We start from the raw sequence: 24,634 nt of genomic DNA on the forward strand, positions 1-24,634 counted from the left end.
CTGAGCCTCCTTGGCGATAGGCGTGTTGTAACGTGCGAGTCAGGATACTGTAGCGTACCGCCCGCCTAGATGAAAACCGCAAGTACCTCGTTGGCCAGCAACATCCCCTGCCGGCTGAGATAAAGTCGACCCTCCTCGTGCCGAAGGAGGCCCGCCTCCAGATATGGCTGAAGATGATCGCCATATCTGGCCCAGATATCAAGTCCGTATTTCCGGAGCAGGTCGTCGACCCCCACGCCCTCCACCAACCGGAGGCCGGTGATGAGGGCTTCCTGCCAGCGATCCTCGGGCGAGAGCACCCGCCGATCTGTTTGGACGTCGGACCCGGCTTCGATGGCGGAGACGAACTGCTCGGTCGCCGACACGGCCTTCCAGCGGACTCCACCGACGGTGGAATGCGCGCCGGGACCGAACCCGAACCACTCGCCGTCCATCCAGTACTTCAGATTGTGTGTCGACTCATACCCCGGCCGCGCGACATTCGAGATCTCATACTGCGCGAGCCCCACCGCCCCCGCCATCTCCATGGCCAGCTCGTACATATCGGCTGCGTCATCATCCGGCGCCTGTGACACATGCGCGCGGGCCATCTCCTCATGCAAGGGGGCGTTGGGATACAACTCGAGCATATACAGAGACGCATGGTCCGGCGCCACGGAGACGAGCCCCTCGATCGACTGTCTCCAGTCGGCGAGGCTCTGCCCTGGCAGCCACATCATCAGGTCGATGCTCACGTTGTCGAACCCGGCTGTCCTGGCGTCGCCGACCGCACGGCGCGCGCGCGCCTGGTCGTGGATCCGTCCCAGCCGCATCAGCTCATCGTCTCGAAACGACTGCACGCCGATGCTCAGGCGATTGACGCCAGCGTCGCGAAATCCCGACAACGCCTCCGGTGAGGCTGTTTCGGGATTCACTTCCATCGTGACTTCCGCGTCAGCCGCGACGTCGAAGGCCTGCCGACAGCTGTCGATGATGGCCGCGATCTCGGCCGGCGTGAGCAGCGACGGGGTGCCGCCGCCGAAGTAGATCGTGTCGGCTGCCCGCGGTGCCGCATGAGGGATGCTGCCCGCCACGCGCTCGATGTGTGCCCGCACGGCTGCGACGTACCGGGCTTTGAGCGGGTCGTCGAGGAGGCCGCGGTTGAAGTTGCAGTACTTGCAGATGCGGCTGCAGAACGGCACGTGGATGTAGAGACCGAGCGGCGCCATCGCGGCCCGAGGCTAGGACGTCCCGGCTCGGCCGCCGGGCCATTTGAGGTCGGCTTTCGAATCGCGCAACTGCGCCCGGGCAGGCGTCGGACGGACGGCCGCCACGCGACCTCTCTTGCCCTGGCGCTTCAGCTTCCACTTCGCGACCAGATCCTCGTCGCTGTACTCTGCGCCCTCGTCGCGGTAATCGGCGGCATCGAGCGCCACGAACTCGCACATCTCGTGCAGCCGCGAGTACATCCGGAAGCCAATCCGGCAGAGCAGCGAATTCGGGTCGGTATCGTCGGGCTGGGCCTCGTAGTTCGACGTGAAGATGGTGGCCCGCCGCTCGTTATAGCGCGTATTGACGATGAGCGAGAGGGTCTCTTCAACCCACTCCGAGGTCTTCTCGGCGCCCAGATCGTCAAGCACCAGCAGTTCGGCGGTCATCACCGGGCGCAGCACTTCGATCTCGGTGGTGCGCACCACCGGATCGTATGTGCTGCGGATCACGCGCAGCAGGTCGCGCGTGTCGTAATACAGGCCTCTCGCCCCACGCGTCGCCACGATCTGGCGCAGCACGGCCACGGCGAGGTGGGTCTTGCCGACGCCGGGCGGGCCCTCAAGAAACAAGCCCCGATCGACCACCGGAAACGCCTCGGCCAGCTTGACGGCCAGGGTCCTCGCGCGGCTGAGCGACTCGTTGTACGCCCGGAAATTTCCGAGATCACAGTGCTGATACCGTCGGGGAATGCGCGCGTCGGCAAACAGACGCGATGTCATCTGATCGCGCCAGCAGTCGCAGCGCGTCGCGCGCCGCACGCCGTCGCGTTCCACCATCTTCCAGCCGGTACCGTCGCAAACAGGGCAGCTCATCCGGGATCAGTCACACACGGCGCCGGTGGTCAGAAGCAAGAATCAGGAAGCCAGAAGCAAGAGAACAATACTACAAGATCTGCGGACGATTCGTTTGCCGTTCCTGCTCCGTAAGGTTTGCTTCTTACTCGCCGGGCTTGACAGCAGGCGCGGCAGCCGGCGACACCGTCGCGCTGCGCACGATATCGGCAGGCGTCGAACGCACGAGGGCGGTATTGAGCCGCTGTTCCCAATCGCCAAGGCCGCGGGCGAGTTCGCGCTTGACGTACTCCATGAACTCGTTGACCTCGTGTTGCATGTCCTCCATCTTCTGCCGCATGTTGAGGATGATCTCGACGCCGGCCAGGTTCACGCCCAGGTCGCGCGTCAGCGACAGGATGGTCTCGAGGCGCTGAAGATCGTCATCCGAATACAGGCGGGTGTTGCCGTCGGTGCGCGACGGCTTGAGGAGGCCTTCCCGCTCGTACAACCGCAGCGTCTGTGGATGAATGCTGTACTTCTGGGCCACCGCGCTGATCATGTAATAGGCCTTGCCGGCGCCGAAGCTCTTCCTGGTGGCCATCGTCGTCTCCCTTCATCCGCGATCCGATTGCCTGGGCTACGACGCTGACGCGTCACGCCAGAGGCCCGCGCGAACATCCTCGATATTGACAAGCCCGAATTCGTGCAGCAGTTCTCTCGACCGCTGATCCAGCACCGACGGCAGCACGATCCTGATTTCCACGATCAGATCGCCGCGCCGGCCTGTGCGAAGCCCCGGCACGCCCCGGTCGCGAAGCCGGAACCGCTGTCCCGATTGGCTGCCCGGGGGCACCCGCAGCCGCGCCGGCCCGTCGAGGGTCGGAATGTCAAAGCGGGCGCCCAACGCCGCCTCGTGCACCGCCACCGGAACCGTCACAAACAGGTCGTCGCCCTCACGCCTGAACACCGGGTGCGGCGCCACCTGCACGGTCACACACAGGTCACCAGGCGCGGCGCCGCGCGTGCCCGCGTGCCCCAGGCCCGGCACGCGCATCTGCTCGCCCGGGCTCACCCCAGGCGGAATCGTCAGCGTCGTGGTCTCGCTGCGCGATTCGACGCCCAGGCCATTGCACCCGCCGCAGGTGGCATGACGAAGCAGACCGCTTCCCCCGCACCGGCCGCAGGTCTTCGTGAACATCATGTGGCCGCGGGCCGTGCGAACCGTGCCCGCGCCCCGGCACGAGGAGCACGTCGCTTCGGCCACGGGTTGTACGCCGCGGCCCCGACAGCCGCGACACACGTCGCGGCGGACGACGGTCAGGGCCTTCTCGGCGCCCCGGACCGCCTCCTCGAACCCGATCGACACAGTCAGATACAAGTCCGCGCCCGGCGTCGGCGTCTCAGCCGAGCCGCTCACGGCGTCGTGGATCACATCGGCGAACAGATCGCCAAACGTCGACGCCGCCGAACCGTCCGCCGCGTGCACCGAGAAATCAAACCCATCGAACCCGAACGTCGCCGCCGACTCGAGCACGACCCCCGCGCTGCCGAGCAGGTCGTATTCCCGTCGGCGGTCCGGATCGGTCAGCACCTCGTACGCGTCGGCGACGGCCCGGAAGTGCGCCACCGCCGTCCGGTCCCCCGGATTGATGTCCGGGTGGTACCGGCGCGCCAGCCGCCGGTACGCCCGCTTGATCTCGTCAAGACCAGCGGTCGGCGGCACGCCGAGCAGTTCGTACAAGTCCATCACACCGGAACCGACCCTTATTTCTTCCCGTCATCCACGACTTCGGCATCGATGACGTCGCTCTTCGGCGGTTCAGGCCCCGGCGCCGCCCCGCCGTCTGAGGTCGGCCCGGTCCCCGGTGCCGCCTGCTTGTAGAGCACCTCGGCGAGCTTGTGCTGCGCGCTGGTCAGCCGCTCCATCGCGCTCTTGATGGCGGCTGCGTCGTTTTTCTCGAGCGCCTTCTTCACCTCATCCATCGCGGATTCAACGGGCTGCTTGTCGGAGGCGCTGATCTTGTCGCCGGTCTCCTTGAGCATCTTCTCAGCCGCGTACACCGCCTGGTCCGCCTGATTGCGCGACTCGATCTCCTCTTTGCGCTTCTTGTCCTCGGCGGCGTTCGCCTCGGCCTCGCGCATCATGCGATCGACCTCGTCTTTGCTCAAGCCGCTCGACGAGGTAATCGTGATCTTCTGTTCCTTGCCCGTGCCCTTGTCCTTGGCCGACGCGTTGACCATGCCGTTGGCGTCGATATCGAAGGTGACTTCGATCTGCGGAACACCGCGCGGCGCGAGCGGAATGCCGTCGAGGTGGAACCGCCCGAGCGTGCGGTTGTCGCGCGCCATCGGCCGCTCCCCCTGCAGCACGTGAACCTCGACGCTCGACTGACTGTCGGCCGCGGTGGAGAACACCTCGCTCTTGCGCGTCGGAATCGTCGTGTTGCGCGGAATCAGCGTCGTCATCACGCCGCCCAGCGTTTCAATGCCCAGCGACAGCGGCGTGACGTCGAGCAGGAGCAGGTCCTTCACCTCGCCGGCCAGCACGCCAGCCTGGATGGCCGCGCCCACCGCGACCACCTCGTCAGGATTGACGCCCTTGTGCGGCTCCTTGCCGAACACGTCGCGCACGATCTGCTGCACGCGCGGAATGCGGGTGGACCCGCCAACCAGCACCACCTCGTCAATCTGCGACGGCTGCACCCCGGCGTCGGCCAATGCCTGCTTGGCCGGTCCAACCGTCTTCTGCAGCAGGTCTTCGACCAACTGCTCGAACTTCGCCCGGGTGAGCTTCATCTGCAGGTGCTTGGGGCCTGTCGCATCGGCGGTGATGAAGGGCAGGTTGATTTCGCTCTCCATCACGGTCGACAGTTCCATCTTGGCCTTCTCGGCGGCCTCGCGGAGCCGCTGCAGCGCCATTCGGTCTTTCGTCAGGTCGATCCCGTCGCTCCTTCTGAATTCGGCCGCCACCCACTCGATGATGCGCTGGTCGAGATTGTCGCCGCCAAGATGCGTGTCGCCGTTGGTCGACTTCACTTCGACCACGCCCTCGCCGACTTCCAGGATCGAGATGTCGAAGGTGCCACCGCCGAAGTCGTACACCGCGATCGTCTCGTCCTTCTTCTTGTCGAGCCCGTAGGCCAGCGCCGCCGCCGTGGGCTCGTTGACGATGCGCATCACCTCGAGGCCGGCAATCGCACCTGCCTCCTTGGTGGCCTGACGCTGCGCGTCGTTGAAGTACGCCGGGACGGTGATGACGGCCTGGGTAACCGGCTGACCCAGATACTCCTCGGCTGCCTGCTTCAGCTTCTGCAGCACCATGGCCGACACCTGCGCCGGCGCGAAGCGCTCCTCCTTGCCAGAGGCCTGCACCTGCACGACCACGTGGTCCCCGTCGCGCACCACGCGGAACGGCACCATCTTCATTTCTTCACTGACTTCCTCGAAGCGTCGTCCCATGAACCGCTTGATCGAGAACACGGTGTTCTCCGGGTTGGTCACGGCCTGCCGCTTGGCGACCTGCCCGACGAGGCGCTCGCCGGTCTTGCTGAACCCGACGACGCTTGGCGTCAGCCTGCCGCCTTCGGGGTTCGTGATGACGACTGGCTCCCCGCCTTCCATGACAGCGACGACGGAGTTGGTGGTCCCGAGATCGATTCCGATAATCTTGCTCATGTTGATATCCTCGGCCTGAGATTGAGGGATAGAACCCTCAGGGTTCCAAGCAAAGCTTGGCTCCACATGTTAGGTATTCATAATCATAAAATCTTAGCGTTGGCGTGTCAATGCTTTCCTTGAACCGACGAGTCACAGAATCCGTAAACTCCTGTCGTTGATAACGTTGCCACCGCTGTGCTATCATGATTCTGCCTGCCTACAGACCGGGAATCTCATCTCGCCCTGGGATTCCGGCGCATCCTTGAGGGTCACATGACCAGGTTCCTGCGCGTTTGTCTGTGGGTATTTCTTCTCGCACTCATCAGTGCGCCGGCCCTGCTCGCGCAGTCGGCGCCGGCACCCGAGGCCACTCCTCCTCCGGCTCATCTATCGCTTGTCGAGGGACAGGTGTTTCTCGATCGCGAGGGTCGCTCGGAGTCCGCTGTCGAAAACGTCCCACTGCTTGATGGGGATCGGATCCGCACTGAGCGCGGACGCGCCGAGATTATGCTCGGCGATGGCTCACTCCTCCATCTTGACCAAGGCACCACGGCTGACGTCCTCGCCGGCGATCTGATCCGCCTGCTCCAGGGTCGCATCAACATCGTGGTGATCGGTGCGCGTGATCCGTCGCGCGCGGTGCGGTACCAGGTTGATGCACCCGCGGCCTCGGCCCAGAGCAATGGGCCTGGCGAGTATCGCGTGACCGTGAACAACTCCACCGGCGGGCGCAACACAGAACTCGCCGTCGTGCGCGGCGACGCCACATTTGGCAACGACGCCGGTTCGGTCGACGTGCGCGCTGGCGAGCGGTCCGTGGCGCGTGACGGCGAAGCGCCCAGCCGGCCGCAGTATTTCAACTCGGCCCGATGGGACGAGTTCGACCGATGGAGCGCGGCCAGGCGCGACGCCCAGATCGGCACGACCTCGGCCCGCTACCTGCCACAGGATCTCGAACCCTACTCGGGGACGTTCGATCGGTACGGCACGTGGCGCAACGAAGCGTCCAACGGCTACGTGTGGTTCCCAACCGTCTCGGCCGACTGGCGCCCCTATTCGGTGGGCTACTGGCGCCAATACGATCAGTGGGATTCGTTCTGGATCGCGGGCGACCCGTGGGGGTGGCCGACGCATCACTACGGGCGCTGGGGATTCTCGGTGGGCCTCGGCTGGTACTGGATGCCGGCGCGCTCGTGGGCGGCGTCCTTTGTCTACTGGGCGTTCGGCGGCGACTACGTCAGTTGGTGCCCGCTTGGGTGGAACGACTATCCGGTGTTCGGCAACTGGGGCGTGCGCGGCGTGTACGTCGGCCTGCACGATGGGTGGCACGGATGGACGGTGATTCCGCGACGCCATTTCGGCTCTGCCGTCTTCGCGTCGCATGTGGCCATCGACGGCCGCCGCATCGATAGCCGGACGCGTTCCGCCTTCGTCGCCAGCCGCCGCTCACCGGTGGTTGGGCACGCGGTGCCTCGCGGACAAGGCATCACGGCCACGTCGCGAACCGGGGCCGTTCCCCGATCGAGCGACGCTCGCGGAGTTGGTGTGCCGGGGCGGGGCGACCGGATACAGCAGCGCTCAGCCGCGTCGGAAACGCCGCGGGCCATGATGCGCGGGCAGACGGAACGCACGCAGCAGGCAGAGGCACGATCACCGCGGGCCGCGTCGACGCCAGTACGCTATGACCGGCGTACGGTCCCGGGCGCTCCGGCGGGCGGCGGGCCGGACAACGGCGTCTCGGCAACTGAACGACAGGCACAGCGAAGCGGCTGGAGTTCAGGCCGACGATCCGACCCCACGGCCGAGTCGGGCAATGCCGGGGGGATGGGCCGACGCTCGTTGCCCGAGGCCACGCCTCGCGTTTCCACCTCACAATCTCCTCGCGCCGAACCCCGGCCGTCGCCGCGCGAGCGCTCGTGGGGCACATCGTCGGCCGGCGCTGACGAGCGCAGGTCGTCCCGTCCGACGGGTCGGTCGGCTCCCGATATCGGTTCGCGCGCTGAGCGCAGCTCAACGGCGACGCCGAGACGCGGGTTCTCGTCGGACAGCGGGTCGTCTTCCCCGTCTTCGCGATACAATTCCGGATCAGCCACGCAGCGGTCGCCGAGCCGGGGCACATCGTCCCCACGCCGCGGCCGCGGCGGTGCTCCGGAGTAAATGGCTCGAACCACACCTGCCAGGGCGCCTGAGCGCCCGTCGCTCGCCCGACAAGCTGGCATCGCCGCGCTCTTCGTGATCGCGGCGGTGCTCGGCATCGTGACCGGACTGGTCGCCGCCTATTCGGGCGATCTGCCTCAAGTCTCCGCGCTCGACGGGTACAGCCCAGGCACCATCACCCGCATCTACGCATCAGACAACCGACTGATTGGCGAGTTCGCCACACAGCGGCGCGTGATGGTGAGGTACGACGAGATTCCTCCGCTGTTGCGCCAGGCAATTCTCTCGGCTGAGGACGCGGATTTCGACAAACACTTCGGCATCAACTTCACCCGCCTCTTCGTCACGGTCTTCCAGAACATTGTGATGCGGCGGACCTACGGCGCCAGCACCCTGACGCAGCAACTGGCCCGCAAGCTCTTCCTCAAGCCGGAAAAGTCAATCGAACGAAAGGTCAAGGAGGCGCTGCTCGCCATCCAGATTGAGAAGCGATACACGAAGCACGAGATCTTCACGATGTACTGCAATCAGATGAATCTGGGCCACGGCGCGTATGGTGTCGAGGCGGCATCGAGGCTGTACTTCGGGAAACCCATCAAGGACTTGAAACTCGAGGAGGCGGCGCTCATCGCCGGCATTTTGCAGTCGCCCGAGCGCCAGAGTCCGTATGTCAACGAAAAGAGGGCGATGCAGCGGCGCAACTACGCGCTACAGCGCATGGCTGGCGAAAGCTACATCACGCAGGCCGAAGCCGACGCCGCCATGGCGAAGCCCATCGTCGTCGTTCCGATGGCCACCGCGGGCACCGCGACCGCCCCGTACTTTGTCGAAGAGGTCCGCAAGTACCTTGAACACCGGTACGGCGCCCGCGAACTGTACGAAGCCGGCATGTCCGTCTACACGACGCTTGACGCCGATCTGCAGAAGGCGGCGGCGCGCGCACTCGACCGGGGCCTTCGTCACGTAGACAAGCGCCGAGGCTTCCGGAAGCCAGCTCGCAACCTCGCGGCCGAACACATCGATCTTGGCACCTATCGAGACCGGAGATGGGATCGACCCATTCAGGCGGGAGACATCGTCCCAGCGCTCGTCGTCGGCGCCGGCGATGGTCGCGATCGCGTACCGGTCAAGCGCAAGCGGGCCGACGCCGAACCGTCGCCTGCTGGCGGCCCGATGCGTGTCCGTGTCGGACGGTACGAGGCCGATCTCACGCGGACGTCGATTCAATGGACTGGCCGCACACGCGCGGCTGATCTGGTGCGCACTGGCGATCTCATCGAGGTCGAGGTCCTCACCGTCGACCAACCGCGCGGCCTATTGACAGTCCGGCTCGAGCAGTTCCCGATCGTCGAAGGCGCGGTGCTCGCCATCGATAATCGGACGGGCCAGATCAAGGCGATGATCGGCGGATCCGACTTTGCGAGAACCAAGTTCAATCGTGCCGTCCAGGCGCCGCGACAGATCGGCTCGGCGTTCAAGCCCATCGTCTTCACCGCGGCCATCGACCGCGGCTACACCGCGTCGAGCCTCCTGCTCGACGCCCCCGTCTCCTACAATGCGGGCCCCGGACAGCCGCCGTATGCTCCGCGCAATTACGATCGGAAGTACGAAGGATCGGTGACGCTGAGGCATACGCTCGAGGACTCGCGCAACGTGCCGACCGTGCGGATGATGGAGCAGCTGACACCCGATCAGGTGATCAGCTACGCCCGCCGACTTGGATTCCAGTCGCCGATCCGGCCGTATCTATCGTCGGCGCTCGGCGCGTCGGAAGCCACGCTGCTCGAGGTGACGAGCGCCTACTCGGCGTTCCCAAACCAGGGCGTGCGAATGCAGCCGTTCCAGATCCTGAAGATCGTCGAGCGGGACGGCACGTTGATCGAGGAACACCAACCGCAGCCGACTGAGGGCATCCGCGCCGACACGGCATTTGTGATGGTCAACCTGCTGCGCGGCGTCGTCCAGCGCGGCACCGGCGCAAAAGCCGCCGAACTCGACTGGCCGCTCGCCGGCAAGACCGGAACGGTCGACGACTACACCGACGCGTGGTTCGTGGGCTTCGACCCGAATCTCACGATTGGCGTATGGGTGGGCCTTGACGAGAAGAAGCCGCTCGGCGCCAACGAGACCGGCGCCGTCGCGGCGCTGCCCATCTGGATGGAGATCTTCAAGTCCTACATCGATCGGCGGGGTGATCGAACCAACCCGCCGCGCTTCGAACCGCCCGGCAACATTGTGTTCATGGCGGTCGACCATGCCACCGGGATGCCGGTGAACCCGGACACGCCTGGCGCGGTCAACGAGGCCTACATCGCGGGTACGCAGCCGGGAATCGGGTTTCCGAAGCAGTAGCCTGCGCTACTCATCCTCGACCGCCGCCTGTCCGAGCGTGCCGGCGGCCTTGGCCTTGAGATAGGACTTGATGAAGCCGTCGATGTCGCCGTCGAGCACCCGGTTGACGTCGCCGACCTGCTCCTTGGTCCGGTGGTCCTTGATCATCTGGTAGGGATGCAGGACGTAGCTGCGGATCTGGCTGCCGAAGGCGATGTCCTTCTTCTCGCCGCCCAGTTTCTCGAGCCTCGCCTGTTGCTCCTTGATCTTCATGTCGAACAGACGGGACTTCAGCACCTTCATCGCCGCATCGCGATTGCGGATCTGGGACCGTTCGTTCTGGCACGACACCACGACGTTGGTAGGCAGATGCGTGATGCGGACCGCGGAATAGGTCGTATTGACCCCCTGCCCGCCAGGCCCGCTCGCGCAGAACGTGTCGATGCGGATGTCCTTCTCGTCGACGACAATCTCGACGTCGTTTTCAAGTTCGGGCCACACGTAGACCGACGCGAAAGAGGTGTGCCGCCTGGCTGCCTGGTCGAACGGTGAGATGCGCACGAGCCGATGGACGCCCGCCTCCGACAGCATCAGCCCGTACGCGTACTCGCCCGTGATCATCAGCGTGGCGCTTTTGAGGCCCGCTTCGTCGCCCGGCTGGTAGTCGACGACCTCGCGTTTGAAGCCACGGCGCTCAGTCCATCGCAGGTACATGCGGAGCAGCATGTCCGCCCAGTCCTGCGACTCGGTGCCGCCGGCGCCTGGATGGATCGTCACGATCGCGTTGGCGCGGTCGTGCTCGCCGCCGAGGATGCGCCTGGTTTCGGTGGCCTCGATGTCGGCGTCGAGGCGATCGAGACCAGTGGCAATCTCAGCGGTGACATCCTCGCCAACTTGGGCCCATTCGACCAGCACGCCGAGATCGTCTTGTTGCTTGGAGAGGGATTCGATCAGATCGACTTCGTCCTGAAGCCGCTTTCGGCGCTGGAGGGTTCGCTGGGCCTCCGCCTGATCACTCCAGAATGCTGGCTGGGAGATGCGCGCCTCGAGCTTGACGACTTCTTCCCGCGGCCGTCCAGCCTCAAAGATAACTCCTGAGCTCGGCGGCCCGCTTCAGCAGATCCTGGTAACGACGGACGAGATCATCAAGCTCGAGTGCCATAGTTGCGTCTCCAAGGCCTCATCGAAAATGAGACTGACATGAGAAAATGGGTCTGACCCCAAAGTACGCAGAAAATGCGTACTTCTGATCGGGGTACACCCGGGATTGACCTGTTTCGAGGACAAGCCCTATTGATTCTACCGCGGATGGGGGGCGGCGCGCCGCCACGTGGCGACCAGGGCGAGCAGCGTCAGGAGCGCACAGGCCAGGGCAAACGCGTCGCCGGTTCGGCCATAGATGGTTCGCCCGTTGAGGAACCTGACGTCGCCGGTGACGACGGTCCGTTCGAAGATGGGCGACGCGGCGACGACCCGCCCGTAAGGATCCACGATCCCGCTGATGCCGGTGTTGGCGGCGCGGATGAGGTACCTTCCCTGCTCCACGGCGCGAAGCGCGGCCTGTTCGAAGTGCTGGTACGGCGCCGACGAAGAGCCATACCAGGCGTCGTTGGTAATCGTCGTCAGCAGTTGGCTGCCTCGCTGCACGAAGTCGGCGACCAGATCCGGATAGACGACCTCGTAACAAATCGCCGTCGAGAGCGTGTGGCTCCCGATCGACATCACGACCGCCTGCTCGCCCGGGGAAAAGTCGGAGACGGCATCAACCAGCGGTGCCGCGAAGAACAGCAGGCGCTTCAGCGGCACGTATTCCCCAAATGGCACCAGGTGCATCTTCTTGTAGACGCCGGCGATGGCTCCGGCCGGGTTCAGCAGGAACGCGGAATTGAAGTACCGCGGAGGCGTCCCCGGCTCGAATTGATCGCTGCCGAAGAGCAGGTGGATGTCGCGGCTCCGCACGACCTCGCTGATGACGGCCCGACCGCCCGCGTCGTGTTCGAACAGAAATGGCGTCGCCGATTCGGGCCAGACCACGAGCCTGGCGCCCTGATCGGCGGCCTGCATCGTCAACTTCAAATAGATGTCGAGGATCTGCGCCGCCGAGGCCTGGCTCCACTTCTCTTCCTGCCTGATATTCCCCTGGACCAGCGCGACCCGGATGGGGTCGCCGTTCCTGAGCAGGCTCCCCTCCTGCACTCTCCACTGCCCCCACGCGGCGAGCCCGCCGATGATCGCGAGAGCGCAGACCGGCACCACGACCCGGTCACGCCCGCGTCCCACAGCAGCCATCACCGCCGCCACCGACCCCAGCGCGACGAGCGCGGAGAGTCCGTAGACGCCTGCCAGGCTCGCGGTCTGGGCAATCGGCGTCGCGGTCGCCTGGCTCGCACCGAGCAGGACCCACGGGAAGCCGCCCAGCACGTAGCGACGCGCCAACTCGGTCGCCACCCACACCGCCGGGGCCAACACCAGTCCGCGCGCTCCCAGCGCCCGGACCAGTTGCGCGACGATCACGGCAAACACGCCCGGGAAGAGCGCGAGATACGCGACGAGCAGGCCTCCGACCACGACGGCCAAGGGCCAGTTCAGGCCGCCAAACGTCTGCATCACCGCCGGCGTCCAATACACCGTGCCGCCGAAGTAGCCGGCACCGGCCACCAGACCAAGCAGGAACGCATGGCGCGTGCGGATCTCGGGATGCCGGACCAGCGCGAGCAGCAGCGGCGCGAGCCCGATCCACGCCACGGCAGAGTGTCCGTACCGCGGAAAGCTCACTGCGAGCAGGACGCCGGAGAGGATAGCTAGCGGGTAACCCAGGGCTTGTACTGTCCTTCGCTCTCGATCTTGCGGGCCACGGCATCGGCGTCGTGCCTGGTCTTGTAGGTGCCGACCTTCACGCGGAACACGCCGGTCCGATCGCCGGCTTCCGGCGCGACCACGCGGGCCTCGTAGCCTTTGGCCTTCAGCCGCTTGACAACGACATCCGCATCGCTGCGTTTCTTGACGGCGGCAACCTGGACCGTGAAGGGACCGGTCGCCGTGGCCTCGGCCCGACCCGCAGCCGGCGAATCGTCGGGCGCATCGGGCGGCGGCTGCGGCAAGTCAGTGGAGATCGTCCCTCCTGCCGGAGTCGCAGCCGTCGTCGGCGCTTTGAGCGGCTCGGCAGGCGCTTCCGGCTGCGACAGGCGCTTCGCGTACGAAAAGTCGTCAGTCTGCGATCCGGTGGGTTTCGCGCCCGCCGCGTCGGCAGCGGGCTGGGAATCCGGCACGGCCTGCGGCGCGCTCATCATCGCGCCTTCGGCGACCGGGCCGCGCTCGGCTTGGACACCACGGCCGACCAGGACGCCAAACAGGAACATGACGCCGCAGATCACACCAGCCGCCATCAGCGCGAAGACGAGCTGCTTCTCGTTGAGGTGCACGCCGCGTGTGGTGTCGTCGGCCATCGTCAGTGCGGTGCGGTCCATCTACCCTTCGACCCGAGTTGTGTTGCGCCCCACACGGCCTGTTCGCCGCCGTGAAACGGGGCGCGATGATCCGCCGCCGTCCGCCATCCACGTGAGCTCGGGGTTTAGGGCCTGTTCAGAATCCCCCGGAGCAGATCGATTGGCAGCGGGAAGATGATTGTCGAGTTCTTCTCGGCCGCGATCTCGGTCAACGTCTGCAGGTAGCGGAGCGTCATAGCCTCCGGCCCGCTGGCAATCACATGAGCGGCCTGCGCCAGTTTCTCCGAAGCTTCGAGTTCGCCCGCGGCGTGAATGATCTTAGCACGCTTCTCGCGCTCGGCCTCGGCCTGCCGCGCCATCGCGCGCTGCATGTTCTCCGGCAGATCGACGTGCTTCACTTCGACCGACGAGACCTTGATGCCCCACGGATCGGTGTGCTGATCGAGGATTTTCTGGAGCGTGGAGTTCAGCCGTTCGCGATCAGACAGCAGGCCGTCAAGATCCACCTGCCCGAGTACGCTGCGCAGCGTGGTCTGCGCCAACTGCGACGTGGCGTAATGATAATTCTCCACCTGCACGATCGCCCGGAGCGGATCCACCACGCGGAAATAGACGACCGCGTTGACCTTGACCGACACGTTGTCGCGCGTGATGACATCCTGCGGCGGCACGTCCATAACGACCGTGCGCAGGCCGACACGGACCATGCGATCGATTGGAGCGAAGACAAGAATCACGCCGGGACCCTTTGGTTCCGGCAGCAGCTTGCCCAGCCGGAAGATCACGCCCCGCTCATACTCCGCCAGCACCTTGATGGAGCTGACCACGTACAACACCAGCAGCAAGGGAAACAGAAGAATTGGATATTCGATCATGAGCGCAACTCCTTGTTCACACCATCACGGCTCACCGTCGCGGTGAGCCCGTTGATTCCCGTGACACACACGTGTTCCCCGGCCTCGATCGCCTCGCTGGCGTGCGCAGTCCAGGTTTCGCCGTGCACCGCTATCTGACCTTCACCACCGGCTGGAATCGGCGTCAGGGCCCTGCCGCGCTCACCGATCATGCCGGCCGCGCCGGTCACCGACCGCCGTCGTTGCGAGATCACCGCGAGGCGTACGAGGAACAGCAGAATGGCCGACAGCGCGAGGACCACCGGCACGATCAGGCCCAGGCTGACGCGTAGCTCCGGCGTGGGCGCATCGATCAGGATCATCGAGCCCAGCAGCAGGCTGACGATGCCCCCAACAGCCAGCACGCCGTAGCTGGTGACTTTGATTTCGAGCACGAGCAAGACGAGGCCGAACAGGATCAGCAGCGCGCCCGCGTAGTTGATGGGAAGCACCTGAAACGTGAAAAACGCGAGGAGCAGGCAGATGCCCCCGACCACGCCTGGCAGCACCGCACCAGGCGACCACAGTTCGATGGTGAGGCCAAGGACGCCGAGGCTGAGCAGGATGTACGCGATGTTCGGATGCGCCAGCGTGCCAAGGACCCGCTGGCGGAACGACATGTCGATCACCTCCACGCGCGCGCCGGCCACCTGCAGCCGTTGTGCGCGGGCGCGGTCGAATCGCTGGACCTCGCGGCCATCCAGCTTCCGCAGCAGATCGGGCACGTCGGTGGCGATCAGGTCGATGAGCGCGGGCACGGCGTTGAGCGCCTCCGATTCGGTGAACGCCCGACTGTCGGTGACCGCCTGTTCCGACAACTGCACGTTGCGGCCACGGCCCGCAGCGAGCGTTCGCGCGTAGGCGGCCACATCCGACGCCGCCTTCTTCGCGACCGTCTCGTCCATCTTCTCGCCCTGCCCCGACACCGGATGCGCCGCCCCGATATGCGTGCCGGGCGCCATCACCGCGACATCCGCGGCAATGGTGATGAGGAACCCCGCCGACGCCGCTCGCGCGCCAGACGGCGCCACGAACACCACGATCGGCGTCTTCGCCGCGAGCATCCTGGTGATGATCGTGCGCGTGGAATCGACCAGTCCGCCCGGCGTTTCGAGGGTGAAGATCAGAAGCGCCGCCCCCTGCTCGTCGGCCCGCGAGATCGCCTCGACCATGAACTCGGCCGACACGGGGTGGATGAGGGCGTCAACGTGGGCGACCAGCACGAGCGGACTGCTCGACGACGGTCTGCCTGTTTCACCCTGGATGCCGGCTTTCGCCGGCATGACGCCACCAGGTGATTGGGCGACGGCGTGGGTGGGCTGCCAGGGGACGCTGGCAAGCGCCAGCAAGACGCCCAACCAACAGGCGCCGCGGATGGCGTACCGACGGGCTTCGAACCGGGCAGATGCAGACATGACGCGCGCTCCAGTCAGACGCGCGCTGATTATATCCCCTTAGTGCTTCGACTCGTAGCTACAGTGGCGTATTCTCGCGGGGCGATCTGGTCAACAAACTCGCTCAGCACTAAGTCCTGAGGGAATACGTTCGTCACCGAACGTATGAATCGAAGGACTTAGGCGGACATCCCGGGGCCTCGCTTCAGCCGTTCGAGCAACTGCTGCGCCTGCGTGGATGCCGGATCGAGTGCCAAGGCCCGCTCCGCTTCACTGCGGGCGAGGTCCAGGGTCTTGGCCTCGAGATACCCTTCGGCGAGCCCCAGGTGCGCGGCGGCGGTCTCCTGGCTCCAGAGCGAGATCTTGAAGGCCTCGATCGCCTCCCGCAACCGCCCTGTCCGCAGGCAGATCCGGCCGACCAGCAGGTTGGCCTCCGCGTCGTAGGGCGCCAGGTACAGGGCCCGCTTCAATTCAGGTTCGGCCTCGCGGTCGTTGTCCTGATCGAAGAAGCGGCGGCCACGGTCCAGGTAGAACACGGCCAGCTCGCGCTGATCGCGCTGGCCAATCATCTCCACGGTTGCATCGACGCGCTCGGCTCGCGGTGGCTCGATCGCCTCTTTGAGCCGCTCCTGGCCGCGGGCCGGACTCGCCGCCGCAGTTTTGAGGTCGAGCATGTCGTACGAGGACGAGAGCCGTTGGGCAAGCGAGAGTTCACGGGTCGCCTCGGCGCTCTGACCGGCCGCCTGCAACACCGTGGCGAGCAGCGCGTGGGCGGCGCCATCGGCCGGACTCAGGCGCACCGCCTCGCGCAGCCACGAGGCCGCCGCCTGGGCGTCACCATCGAGCCACGTCGCGTAGCCCAGGTTGAAGACGTAGTCCGGATCAAGCTGGTCCAGGGTGCGCGCGTCCGAAAAGTACGTTGCCGCCCGGGCTGCCTCAGCCGGCAGGGTCGTCGCTCGCAGACGTACGACGCCCAGGTTGTTCTGGATAATCGCGGACGGCGCGCGCTGCCGCAGACCGGTCAGCAGTCGATAGGCGTCCGCGTACTCGCCGACGTGAATGTGGGAGACCGACGCCAGGAATCGGGCCTCCACGGCCACCGGCGAGGTGTCCGGCACGGCCCGCACGGCCTCGAGCGCGGCCCGATGTTCACCCGCCGCCGTATGCGCCTGCCACAGCGCGATGCGCGCGACGTCGTAGCTCGGGGCTGCCTGCAGCGCGGTGTGCAGGAATCTCACTTGCGCCGCCGGCGTCTGCGCGAGCAACCCTTTGATGTAGGCCTCAAAGGCGGCCAACGGAGGTGGCGAAGACCCGAGTGCCGGCCGCTCCGTATCGGAGACGGCCGATGACGATGCCATGCCCGCCGCCAGCCGGTCGACAATCGCGAACAACTCCTGGAGCTTCCCGCGAACGACAACCGGCGGATCGAGCCGGCCCTGCCACAAGCGAAGCCGGCGCGCGGTGAAGACCAGCGCATCGCCTTCCGACGTCACCGAGCCAATCACGATATCGGTAGCCCCCACCAACTGTCCGATGCGCACGACCGTCGCCCGGCTGAGCGCCGCGAACGGCGGCACCTGCAATCGCTCGAAGGCGCGCAAGCGTTCGTACCGAACCATGGCGTCGACGCCGGCGCCCCGCAGGCGCTCGGTCAACAGGACGGCCGACGCTTCTCCGAGCCAGGAGAACCGCGGATCGCGCGTTGCATTCTCGAACGGCATCACCAGCACGCGTTCGCGCGACGCGGCCACAGGCGCGGCGGTCTGAGCGTGCAACAACCCAGGCATCAGCACACACACCATCGCGAGCAACGGCACGACGATCGACACCACCTGCCGCGGCCTGATGGGACCAACCGTCACAGCGCACTGTCCATCTCCTCGAGCCTGGCACTGCTCAACCGCGACGTCGACTTCCACGTCCAGCGCCTGAGCCATGCCGCGGGCAACGGCGGCGTAGTACACGCAGAGCGCGGTAGCCGACGCGGCTCGCACGTCACAGAAGAGCGACCGCTGGAGCACGAATATGCCACGTCCGCCCTTCCACCGCATCGACGCCCGCGTTTCCTGCCACGTGTCGACAGCGATGCGCCGCGCCAGCCGGCCAGCGGCGCGCACCCGTAGACGCCACGGCAGTCGCCGCAGCCAGGCCCGCCGGAGCGGCGTCAGTTCATCGATGGTCCATTGCGCCGTCAATTCTCCTGCTCGCGTCATCACGGCGTTGTATACATCGTCTTCCTGCCTGAGGAAACTGAAGACCGCGCGCATCGCGCCGAGGGTGACGCGCCTCGACCGCATCCGCCGGGAATTGATCCACGACTCGTAGAACTCGAGCCGCATCGGCAGCCGTTCCGAAATGGCCTGATGGAGGCTGGCGACGAGCATCCGACCGATTACCGTCTCACTCATTTTTCTGCTAACGTAACGGCTTGGTACCCGGTGTGCCGGGGCGCCATATGTCCACTGCAGCGATTCTTGCCGGAGGCCGAGCCCGCCGCCTGGGCGGCCGGGACAAAAGCCAACTCGTCATTGACGGCCAGACGATTCTCGACCGCCAACTGCATGTGCTGCGCCGCTGCGCCGACCGCGTGGTCATTATCGCCGACGATCTGGCCCGCTTCGCGGACATCGGCGTGCCCGTCTTCGGAGATCTCGTGCCTGACGCCGGAGCCCTCGGCGGCATTTACACGGCTCTGGCCATCGCGAAAGAACCCGTGCTGGTCATCGCGTGCGACATGCCCTATCTCACCGCACCGTTTCTGACCCGCGTAATGGAAGCCGCGCAGGATGCCGATGTCGCCGTGCCCCACGCCGCCGACGGGTACCACCCGCTCTGCGCGTGCTACACCCAGGCGTGTGCCGAGCCCATTCGGCAACGCCTGGACGCTGGAGTGCTGAAAGTGCTCGATCTGTTTCGCGATGTGCACGTGCGAACCATCGACCCGATTGAGATCGCCGCCTTCGATCCGGACGGCCTTCTGTTGCTCAATATCAATACACCCGACGACCTGGCCCGCGCCGAACGTGGTCATGGTCGATTGGCGTGACATCAGTCATCGTAGATTCAGGATCCCAAGCGAGTCAACGAGGCCCGAGATGAACCGCACATGATTTTGTCGATTCAGGACACGATTCGGACCCGCGTCATCGCCGCCGTCAAGCAATTGTACGGCCTTTCGCCATCAGATCTGCCTTATGTGGCGTTAGCGGGAACGCCCAACCGCGCGCTGGGCGATCTGGCGGTGCCGCTGGCCTTCGAGTTGGCCCGTCGCCTTCGAAAAGCCCCGAAGCTCATCGGTCAGGAGATCGCGGCCACGCTTGGGGCGATTCCGGGCATCGCCCGCGTGGACTGCGCGGCCAACGGGTATCTGAACTTCTACTTCGATCGCGTCTCGTACCTGACGGATCGGTTGTCCGGGCGCGTGTCGGCAGCCGTCGCCGCCCAGGCACCGGCGAAGACGATCGTCGAACACACGGCGATCAACCCCAACAAGGCCGCGCACATCGGCCACCTGCGCAACGCCGCCCTGGGCGACACGCTGGTGCGTGCGCTCAGGTTCCTCGGGAACCCGGTCGAAATCCAGAACTACATCGACGACACCGGAGTCCAGGTCGCCGACGTCGTTGTGGGATTTCAGCAACTCGAGCACCAGACGCTTGCCGATGTTGAAGCCATCGCCTCGCGGCCGCGTTTCGACTACTACTGTTGGGATCTTTACGCCCGGGTGACCGAGTGGTACGCCGGCGACAAGGAGCGACTGGCGATCCGCGCACGAACGCTGCACGATCTCGAGCGCGGCGAAGGTGAGGCTGCCGCCATCGCCGCCTTCGTCGCCGATCGCATCGTCGGCTGCCACTTGAAAACGATGGCCCGGCTCAACGTCCAGTACGACCTGCTCACGTGGGAGGGCGACATCCTGCGGCTCCACTTCTGGAACCGCGCGTTCGAGACGTTGAAGGCGCAGGGCACGGTCTACTTCCAGCCAACTGGCCGACTCGCGGGATGCTGGGTGATGCGGATCGAAGACGAGACCTCCGCCGCGGTGGAGGTTGAAGGCGAATTGTCAGGCGACGCGCCTGGCGATGCGGCGACAGACGAGGGCGATCAGGCCGAGAAGGTTATCGTGCGATCCAACGGGACGGTGACCTACGTCGGTAAGGACATGGCGTACCAGTTCTGGAAGTTCGGACTGCTCGACCGGGACTTCCACTATCGCCTTTTTGGCGCACCAGGCAAGGACGGTCCTCTGTGGGCCACGTCGTCATCGCCGACATCCGATGAGGCGTCGAGGCCGGCGTTTGGCAAGGGTCACACGGTTTACAACGTGATTGACGTGCGGCAGTCTTACCTGCAGAAACTGCTGAAGCAGGCACTGGCCGCCGCCGGTCATCCTGGCGAAGCGGAACGTTCCGTGCACTTCTCGTACGAAATGGTGGCGCTCTCACACCAGACGGCGCGGCAGCTTGGGTACGATGCCGAAGCGAACGATACGACGAAACCGTTTGTCGAGGTGTCCGGCCGGAAGGGCCTGGGCGTCAAGGCCGACGACCTGATCGACACGCTCATCGCGAAGGCCCGCGGCGAAGTCGCCAAGCGCAATGCGGAACTCCCGCCTGCCGAGCAGCAGCGGACGGCCGAAATTATCGCCGTCGCGGCGGTGCGGTATTTTCTCGTGCGGTTCTCGCGAGGCAAGGTCATCGCCTTCGATATCGATGAGGCGCTGAGCTTCGAGGGCGAGAGCGGCCCCTACCTGCAGTACGCCGTGGTGCGCGCAAACAACATTTTCCAGAAGCTGAGCGAGCGCGACGGCCTGGACACGGCGCAGGTGACGGCCCGGTTGGCCACGACCGACTCGGCCGAACTGCGCGACAGCCTGGACGACCATGGACTCTGGGCACTGGTGCTCGAGAGTTCGCGACTCGACGATATCGCGCAGCAATCGGTGCGCGGCCTGGAGTTCTCGGTGCTGGCCAAGTGGGCGTTCGGGCTGGCGCAGATGTTCAACGGGTACTATCATCGCTATCCCGTCCTGAACGAGGAGCGGGGCGACGCGAAGATCTGGCGGGCGGCGGGCGTCGCGTACTTCCGCACGCAGATGACGCGGGCATTGGATCTGATGGGCATCGAGGTGCCAGCCCGGATGTAGCGTCCGGATGACGCAGGTAATCACTCCGGGAGTGATTGTGTCAACGCGAGGATTGTGCCAAGAGGCAATCACTCCGGGAGTGATTGTGTCGGAAGAGAATGAGTCATGCAGCCACTGATTGCGGTCAGCCCTTGCCGAGCGCTTCCCGACTACCAGGAGTCCATCCGCCGGGCGGGTGGCGAGCCTCGCGTGCTGGACCCGAGCGTCGATTGCGCCGACGAGGTCGTGACCTGGTGCCGCGGCTTGCTGCTGACCGGCGGCCCGGACGTCGATCCGGCGCGCTACGGCGAGCCGCGACATTCGTCCGTGTCCGAAATTGACAGCGCCCGCGACGAGTACGAGATTGGCCTGATCAGCAAGGCGCTCGCGGCAGACGTCCCCGTCCTGGCGATCTGCCGTGGGATGCAGGTGATGAACGTGGCGTGCGGCGGCACGCTGGTGCAGGACATCCCGTCGCAGGTCTTTGGCGCCCTGGAACACGCGATGAAGACGCCGCTCTTTGGCCTCGCCCATGAAGTGTGGGTGGTGCGCGGGAGCATCCTGTGGACGTTGATGCAGAACGAACTGAAGGACGCCGAGGCGCTCGACGTCAACAGCCGCCATCACCAGAGCGTCAAGCGCGTGGCCGAGGGGTTCGACCAGTCGGCAACGGCTCCTGATGGCGTGATCGAGGGCATGGAGCGCAGGGGCGCGACGTTCTGTGTGGGTGTGCAGTGGCACCCGGAGAACTTCTGGCGCACCGGCGAGTTCAGGCCTCTTTTCGACGGCTTCATCGCCGCCGCTCAGTAGCAGTCAGCGGACCAGCACGGCGAGGACTTCGACGTGGGCCGTGGTCGGGAACAAGTCGAATCCTTGAATGGCGTGCAGGTGGTAGCCCGCGTCCACGAACCGGCGCACGTCACGGGCGAAGGTCGCCACATCACACGACACGAAGACGACGCGATCGGCGCCAAGCCCGAGCGCGCCCGCCATCGCCTCGCGTGACATCCCGGTGCGGGGCGGGTCGAGGATGAGCGTACCGGGGCCGACCCCGGTCCTCTCCTGGACGAAACGCTCGACCGAGGTGTGACGCACCATAATGGACCGGCTGTAGGGTTGCGCGTTGACCTTCAAGTCGGCCGCCGAGGCCGGATGCCCCTCAACCGCGGTGACCGCGTGCCGCCCTGTGGCCGCCAGGCACACACCAAACAGGCCGACACCGGCGTACAGATCAACGACTGGGCCGGCCGGACACGCGGCGACGACCGACGCAACCAACTGATCCAGGAGGAAGCGGTTGCCCTGGAAGAACGCCCGCACGTGTCGGCGAAACCTGATCGGTGTGACGGCAGACGCGTCGGCACAACCGGAAAGTTGGAGGGCGTCCTCTACGAATGGACTTCCAGACACGATGCGCTCCGCCCGCATGGCGGGGTGGGACCACGACAGGCCGGTGACGCCAGGCACAGGGCCGAGTTCCTCGGGGAGCTCAAGCCGTGCGTCAGGTGCCAGGTCGATGTGCACCGCGCGCATGTCGCCGCTGCGGTTCTCAGAGACGTCGAGGTCGGCTGCCCCGGTCAACCCTGCCTCGCGGAGCATCTCTGCGACGGCATCAAGCGCGAGCGCCGTCTCTGGAAGCAGTTGTCCGGACTCCCGCACGTCGCAGATGCGATGCGTGTTCTCGAGAAAGAACCCGATGCGCCCGTTGCGCACGTGCACCCGGGCCCGCATGCGGTAGCCGCGCTCGGGCGACGGCATCACGGCGATCACGTCGGGTGGATCGAGCCGCGCCAGCCTCTTGAGCCCGTCGCGGATGATCTCGCCCTTCAGACGCGTCTGCTCGGGATACTCGATGTGCGCGTAGACAGCTCCTCCACAACGCGGATCGTCGGTCACCGTTCGTCGAGCGAGATGCGGCTCGAGGGCCTCTTCGACCACGGCGTAGGCCATTGATCGCTCCACCCGTTCGATACGCACCCGCGCCAACTCGCCGGGTATGGCCCCGGCCACGAGCAGCACACAGCCGTCGTGACGCGCAATCATGCGACCGCCCGCCACCGGTTTTTCCGGCGTCACCGTCACGAGGTCTCCGACCTTCAGCGCATCGGCCACGTCAGTCGGTGGTGAGGACGGGCAGCGCGAGGCGTTCGCGCAGGATTCGGTCGGTGCAGCGCTGGTGCGCCGCCCGGTAGGCCTCGGAGGTCATGCGGCCGCGAAACGGTTCGAGTTCGCCATCGGCCTCGCGCGCAATGTCAGCGGCGGCCGATTCGCCCACCGTCGCCCGCGCCACCTCGATGAGTCTGGCATCGAGCGCGGCCAGCTCGGCCACCACCGCGTCGCGAGCCGCGCCGCGGGCGTGGCGTGAGGCCGGGTGGAGGGCGTCCAGCTGGCGGACGACCTGGTCGAGGGCGGCATCCCAACCCGACGAAGGCGACGGCCCTGTCCGAAGCGCCGTGAGGCGGACGATCACGCGATCAACATGGGTCGAAAGGGACTGTCGGCGCCGAGGCGTCGCCTGCTCATCGGTGTCACTCTCGCCCTCGCTGGCCGCCGCCAGCCGCACGCCAACCGCTCGCCGCCACGCGTCAAACGCGTCAAGGATGTCGGCTTCGCAGAACTCGATTCGAACCGGGCGCCGGCGTGGTCCCTTGGCGGCGACGCGCTGGATATGACGATCGATCCCCTGGAACGCGACCTTGAGCGGCACGCCCATCGCCGCCCATTCGCGTACCTTGTCGAAGGCCGGACCGGAAATGCGCACCAGGTGCCCCTCGTTGCTCCGGCACAGGTAGGCTTCGATCTCGCGGCAGTATTCGGAGGAATCCGTCAATGATTCCTCTCCCACAACATCCGCAGCCCGGTGAGTGTCAGGTCCCGATCCACGGCCTCAACCGTATCGGTCTCCGGGGCGATGACGTCGGCCAGACCGCCGGTGGCCAGACAGAACGCCTTGCCGCCAAGCTCGGCGCGCATCCGATGCACGAGACCCTCGACCATGCCGACATATCCGAAAAACAGCCCCGACTGCATCGACGTGACCGTGGTCTTGCCAATCACGTGCAGGGGCTTGCGCACATCAATCCGGGGCAGCTTCGCCGCCCGCTGGAACAGGGCATCGGCCGAAATCTGGATGCCGGGACAGATGACGCCGCCCAGATACTCGCCTGCCGCGGACACCGCATCGAACGTGGTGGCGGTCCCGAAGTCCACCACGATCAACGGCATCTTGCGTGACCGGCCGTACAGCTCGTAGGCCGCGATGCTGTTCACGATGCGGTCGGCCCCAACTTCGGCCGGGTTGTCGTACAGCACCGTCATGCCGGTGTGGACGCCCGGTTCGAGATTGAGGGGCCGTGTGCCGAGATAACGCTCCGCCATGTCGATCACGCTGGCGGTCAGCGGCGGGACGACCGACGCCATGACGACGCCGTCGACGGCCGCCGGCCTGATGCCGGCGCGTTCGAGCAACTCGCTCACGAGCAATCCCATTTCATCAGCCGTCCGCTCGCGCATCGTGGCGAGCCGCCAGCTGTGCCCAAGCGTCTTGCCCTCGAACACGCCGAGCACGATGTTGGTGTTCCCGATGTCAATCGCCAGCAGCATACAG

General features: G+C 65.8%; 19 protein-coding genes. 5 read left to right on the forward strand and 14 right to left on the reverse strand.

Features of this window, described 5'->3' with window-relative positions:
* Positions 1 to 65: 65 nt before the first annotated feature.
* The 5 genes from hemW to dnaK form a co-directional block, all read right to left on the reverse strand.
* Complete coding sequence (gene hemW / locus NT151_13425) at positions 66 to 1,208, reverse strand: radical SAM family heme chaperone HemW (GenBank protein MCX6539915.1); 1,143 nt, start codon at positions 1,206 to 1,208, stop codon at positions 66 to 68.
* 12 nt (positions 1,209 to 1,220) lie between these two features.
* Positions 1,221 to 2,063, reverse strand: a complete 843-nt coding sequence (locus NT151_13430) for an ATP-binding protein (protein MCX6539916.1) — start codon at positions 2,061 to 2,063, stop codon at positions 1,221 to 1,223.
* Positions 2,064 to 2,187: 124 nt separating this feature from the next.
* Entirely contained in the window at positions 2,188 to 2,625 is a 438-nt protein-coding gene (locus tag NT151_13435; protein ID MCX6539917.1) for a helix-turn-helix transcriptional regulator, read from the reverse strand.
* A gap of 36 nt (positions 2,626 to 2,661) precedes the next feature.
* Positions 2,662 to 3,771: a J domain-containing protein gene (locus NT151_13440; GenBank protein ID MCX6539918.1), complete on the reverse strand. Its 1,110-nt coding sequence runs from the start codon at positions 3,769 to 3,771 to the stop codon at positions 2,662 to 2,664.
* 17 nt (positions 3,772 to 3,788) lie between these two features.
* Entirely contained in the window at positions 3,789 to 5,729 is a 1,941-nt protein-coding gene (gene dnaK, locus NT151_13445; protein ID MCX6539919.1) for a molecular chaperone DnaK, read from the reverse strand.
* A 225-nt stretch (positions 5,730 to 5,954) separates the two neighbouring features.
* Between dnaK and NT151_13450 the strand changes: the two genes are divergently transcribed.
* Positions 5,955 to 7,838, forward strand: a complete 1,884-nt coding sequence (locus NT151_13450) for a FecR domain-containing protein (GenBank protein ID MCX6539920.1) — start codon at positions 5,955 to 5,957, stop codon at positions 7,836 to 7,838.
* Entirely contained in the window at positions 7,839 to 10,190 is a 2,352-nt protein-coding gene (locus NT151_13455; GenBank protein MCX6539921.1) for a PBP1A family penicillin-binding protein, read from the forward strand.
* Between the two features lie 6 nt (positions 10,191 to 10,196).
* Here the strand turns inward: NT151_13455 and prfB are convergent.
* The 6 genes from prfB to NT151_13485 form a co-directional block, all read right to left on the reverse strand.
* Positions 10,197 to 11,331 (reverse strand): peptide chain release factor 2 gene (prfB, locus tag NT151_13460; protein MCX6539922.1). Its coding sequence is split into 2 segments (ribosomal slippage): positions 10,197 to 11,252 and positions 11,254 to 11,331, totalling 1,134 coding nucleotides; the frame shifts between segments, so codons are not numbered across the junction.
* A gap of 137 nt (positions 11,332 to 11,468) precedes the next feature.
* A complete protein-coding gene (gene lnt / locus NT151_13465; protein ID MCX6539923.1) occupies positions 11,469 to 12,953 on the reverse strand; it encodes an apolipoprotein N-acyltransferase in 1,485 nt (494 codons plus the stop codon).
* Between the two features lie 17 nt (positions 12,954 to 12,970).
* Positions 12,971 to 13,636: an SPOR domain-containing protein gene (locus tag NT151_13470; GenBank protein ID MCX6539924.1), complete on the reverse strand. Its 666-nt coding sequence runs from the start codon at positions 13,634 to 13,636 to the stop codon at positions 12,971 to 12,973.
* Between the two features lie 104 nt (positions 13,637 to 13,740).
* Positions 13,741 to 14,490, reverse strand: a complete 750-nt coding sequence (locus NT151_13475) for a slipin family protein (GenBank protein MCX6539925.1) — start codon at positions 14,488 to 14,490, stop codon at positions 13,741 to 13,743.
* Positions 14,487 to 15,923, reverse strand: a complete 1,437-nt coding sequence (locus NT151_13480; protein ID MCX6539926.1) for a nodulation protein NfeD — start codon at positions 15,921 to 15,923, stop codon at positions 14,487 to 14,489. Before NT151_13480 ends, NT151_13475 begins: the two co-directional genes overlap by 4 nt.
* Before the next feature lie 158 nt (positions 15,924 to 16,081).
* On the reverse strand, positions 16,082 to 18,310 hold the full coding sequence (locus NT151_13485; GenBank protein MCX6539927.1) for a tetratricopeptide repeat protein: 2,229 nt from the start codon (positions 18,308 to 18,310) through the stop codon (positions 16,082 to 16,084).
* A 47-nt stretch (positions 18,311 to 18,357) separates the two neighbouring features.
* Here NT151_13485 and NT151_13490 point away from each other — a divergent pair, with 47 nt between their 5' ends.
* The 3 genes from NT151_13490 to NT151_13500 all read left to right on the forward strand — a co-directional run bounded on the left by NT151_13490 (position 18,358) and on the right by NT151_13500 (position 21,837).
* Positions 18,358 to 18,948: a molybdenum cofactor guanylyltransferase gene (locus NT151_13490; GenBank protein MCX6539928.1), complete on the forward strand. Its 591-nt coding sequence runs from the start codon at positions 18,358 to 18,360 to the stop codon at positions 18,946 to 18,948.
* 60 nt (positions 18,949 to 19,008) lie between these two features.
* On the forward strand, positions 19,009 to 21,048 hold the full coding sequence (gene argS, locus NT151_13495; protein ID MCX6539929.1) for an arginine--tRNA ligase: 2,040 nt from the start codon (positions 19,009 to 19,011) through the stop codon (positions 21,046 to 21,048).
* A gap of 105 nt (positions 21,049 to 21,153) precedes the next feature.
* Positions 21,154 to 21,837 carry a gamma-glutamyl-gamma-aminobutyrate hydrolase family protein gene (locus NT151_13500; protein MCX6539930.1) on the forward strand — a complete coding sequence of 228 codons (684 nt, stop codon included), beginning with the start codon at positions 21,154 to 21,156 and terminating at the stop codon, positions 21,835 to 21,837.
* Positions 21,838 to 21,840: 3 nt separating this feature from the next.
* On the opposite strand, the gene NT151_13505 is transcribed toward NT151_13500, so the two are convergent.
* From NT151_13505 to NT151_13515, 3 genes are read right to left on the reverse strand one after another with little or no spacing between them, the layout of a single operon-like run.
* Positions 21,841 to 23,139, reverse strand: coding sequence for a TRAM domain-containing protein (locus NT151_13505; protein MCX6539931.1), 1,299 nt, complete (start codon positions 23,137 to 23,139; stop codon positions 21,841 to 21,843).
* Between the two features lies 1 nt (position 23,140).
* Positions 23,141 to 23,857, reverse strand: a complete 717-nt coding sequence (locus NT151_13510) for a hypothetical protein (GenBank protein MCX6539932.1) — start codon at positions 23,855 to 23,857, stop codon at positions 23,141 to 23,143.
* Entirely contained in the window at positions 23,854 to 24,630 is a 777-nt protein-coding gene (locus NT151_13515) for a type III pantothenate kinase (GenBank protein ID MCX6539933.1), read from the reverse strand. The genes NT151_13510 and NT151_13515 overlap by 4 nt, the downstream gene beginning before the upstream one ends.
* Positions 24,631 to 24,634 lie beyond the last annotated feature (4 nt).

The sequence above is a fragment of the Acidobacteriota bacterium genome, from assembly GCA_026393675.1.
GTDB lineage: Bacteria > Acidobacteriota > Vicinamibacteria > Vicinamibacterales > JAKQTR01 > JBAXOX01.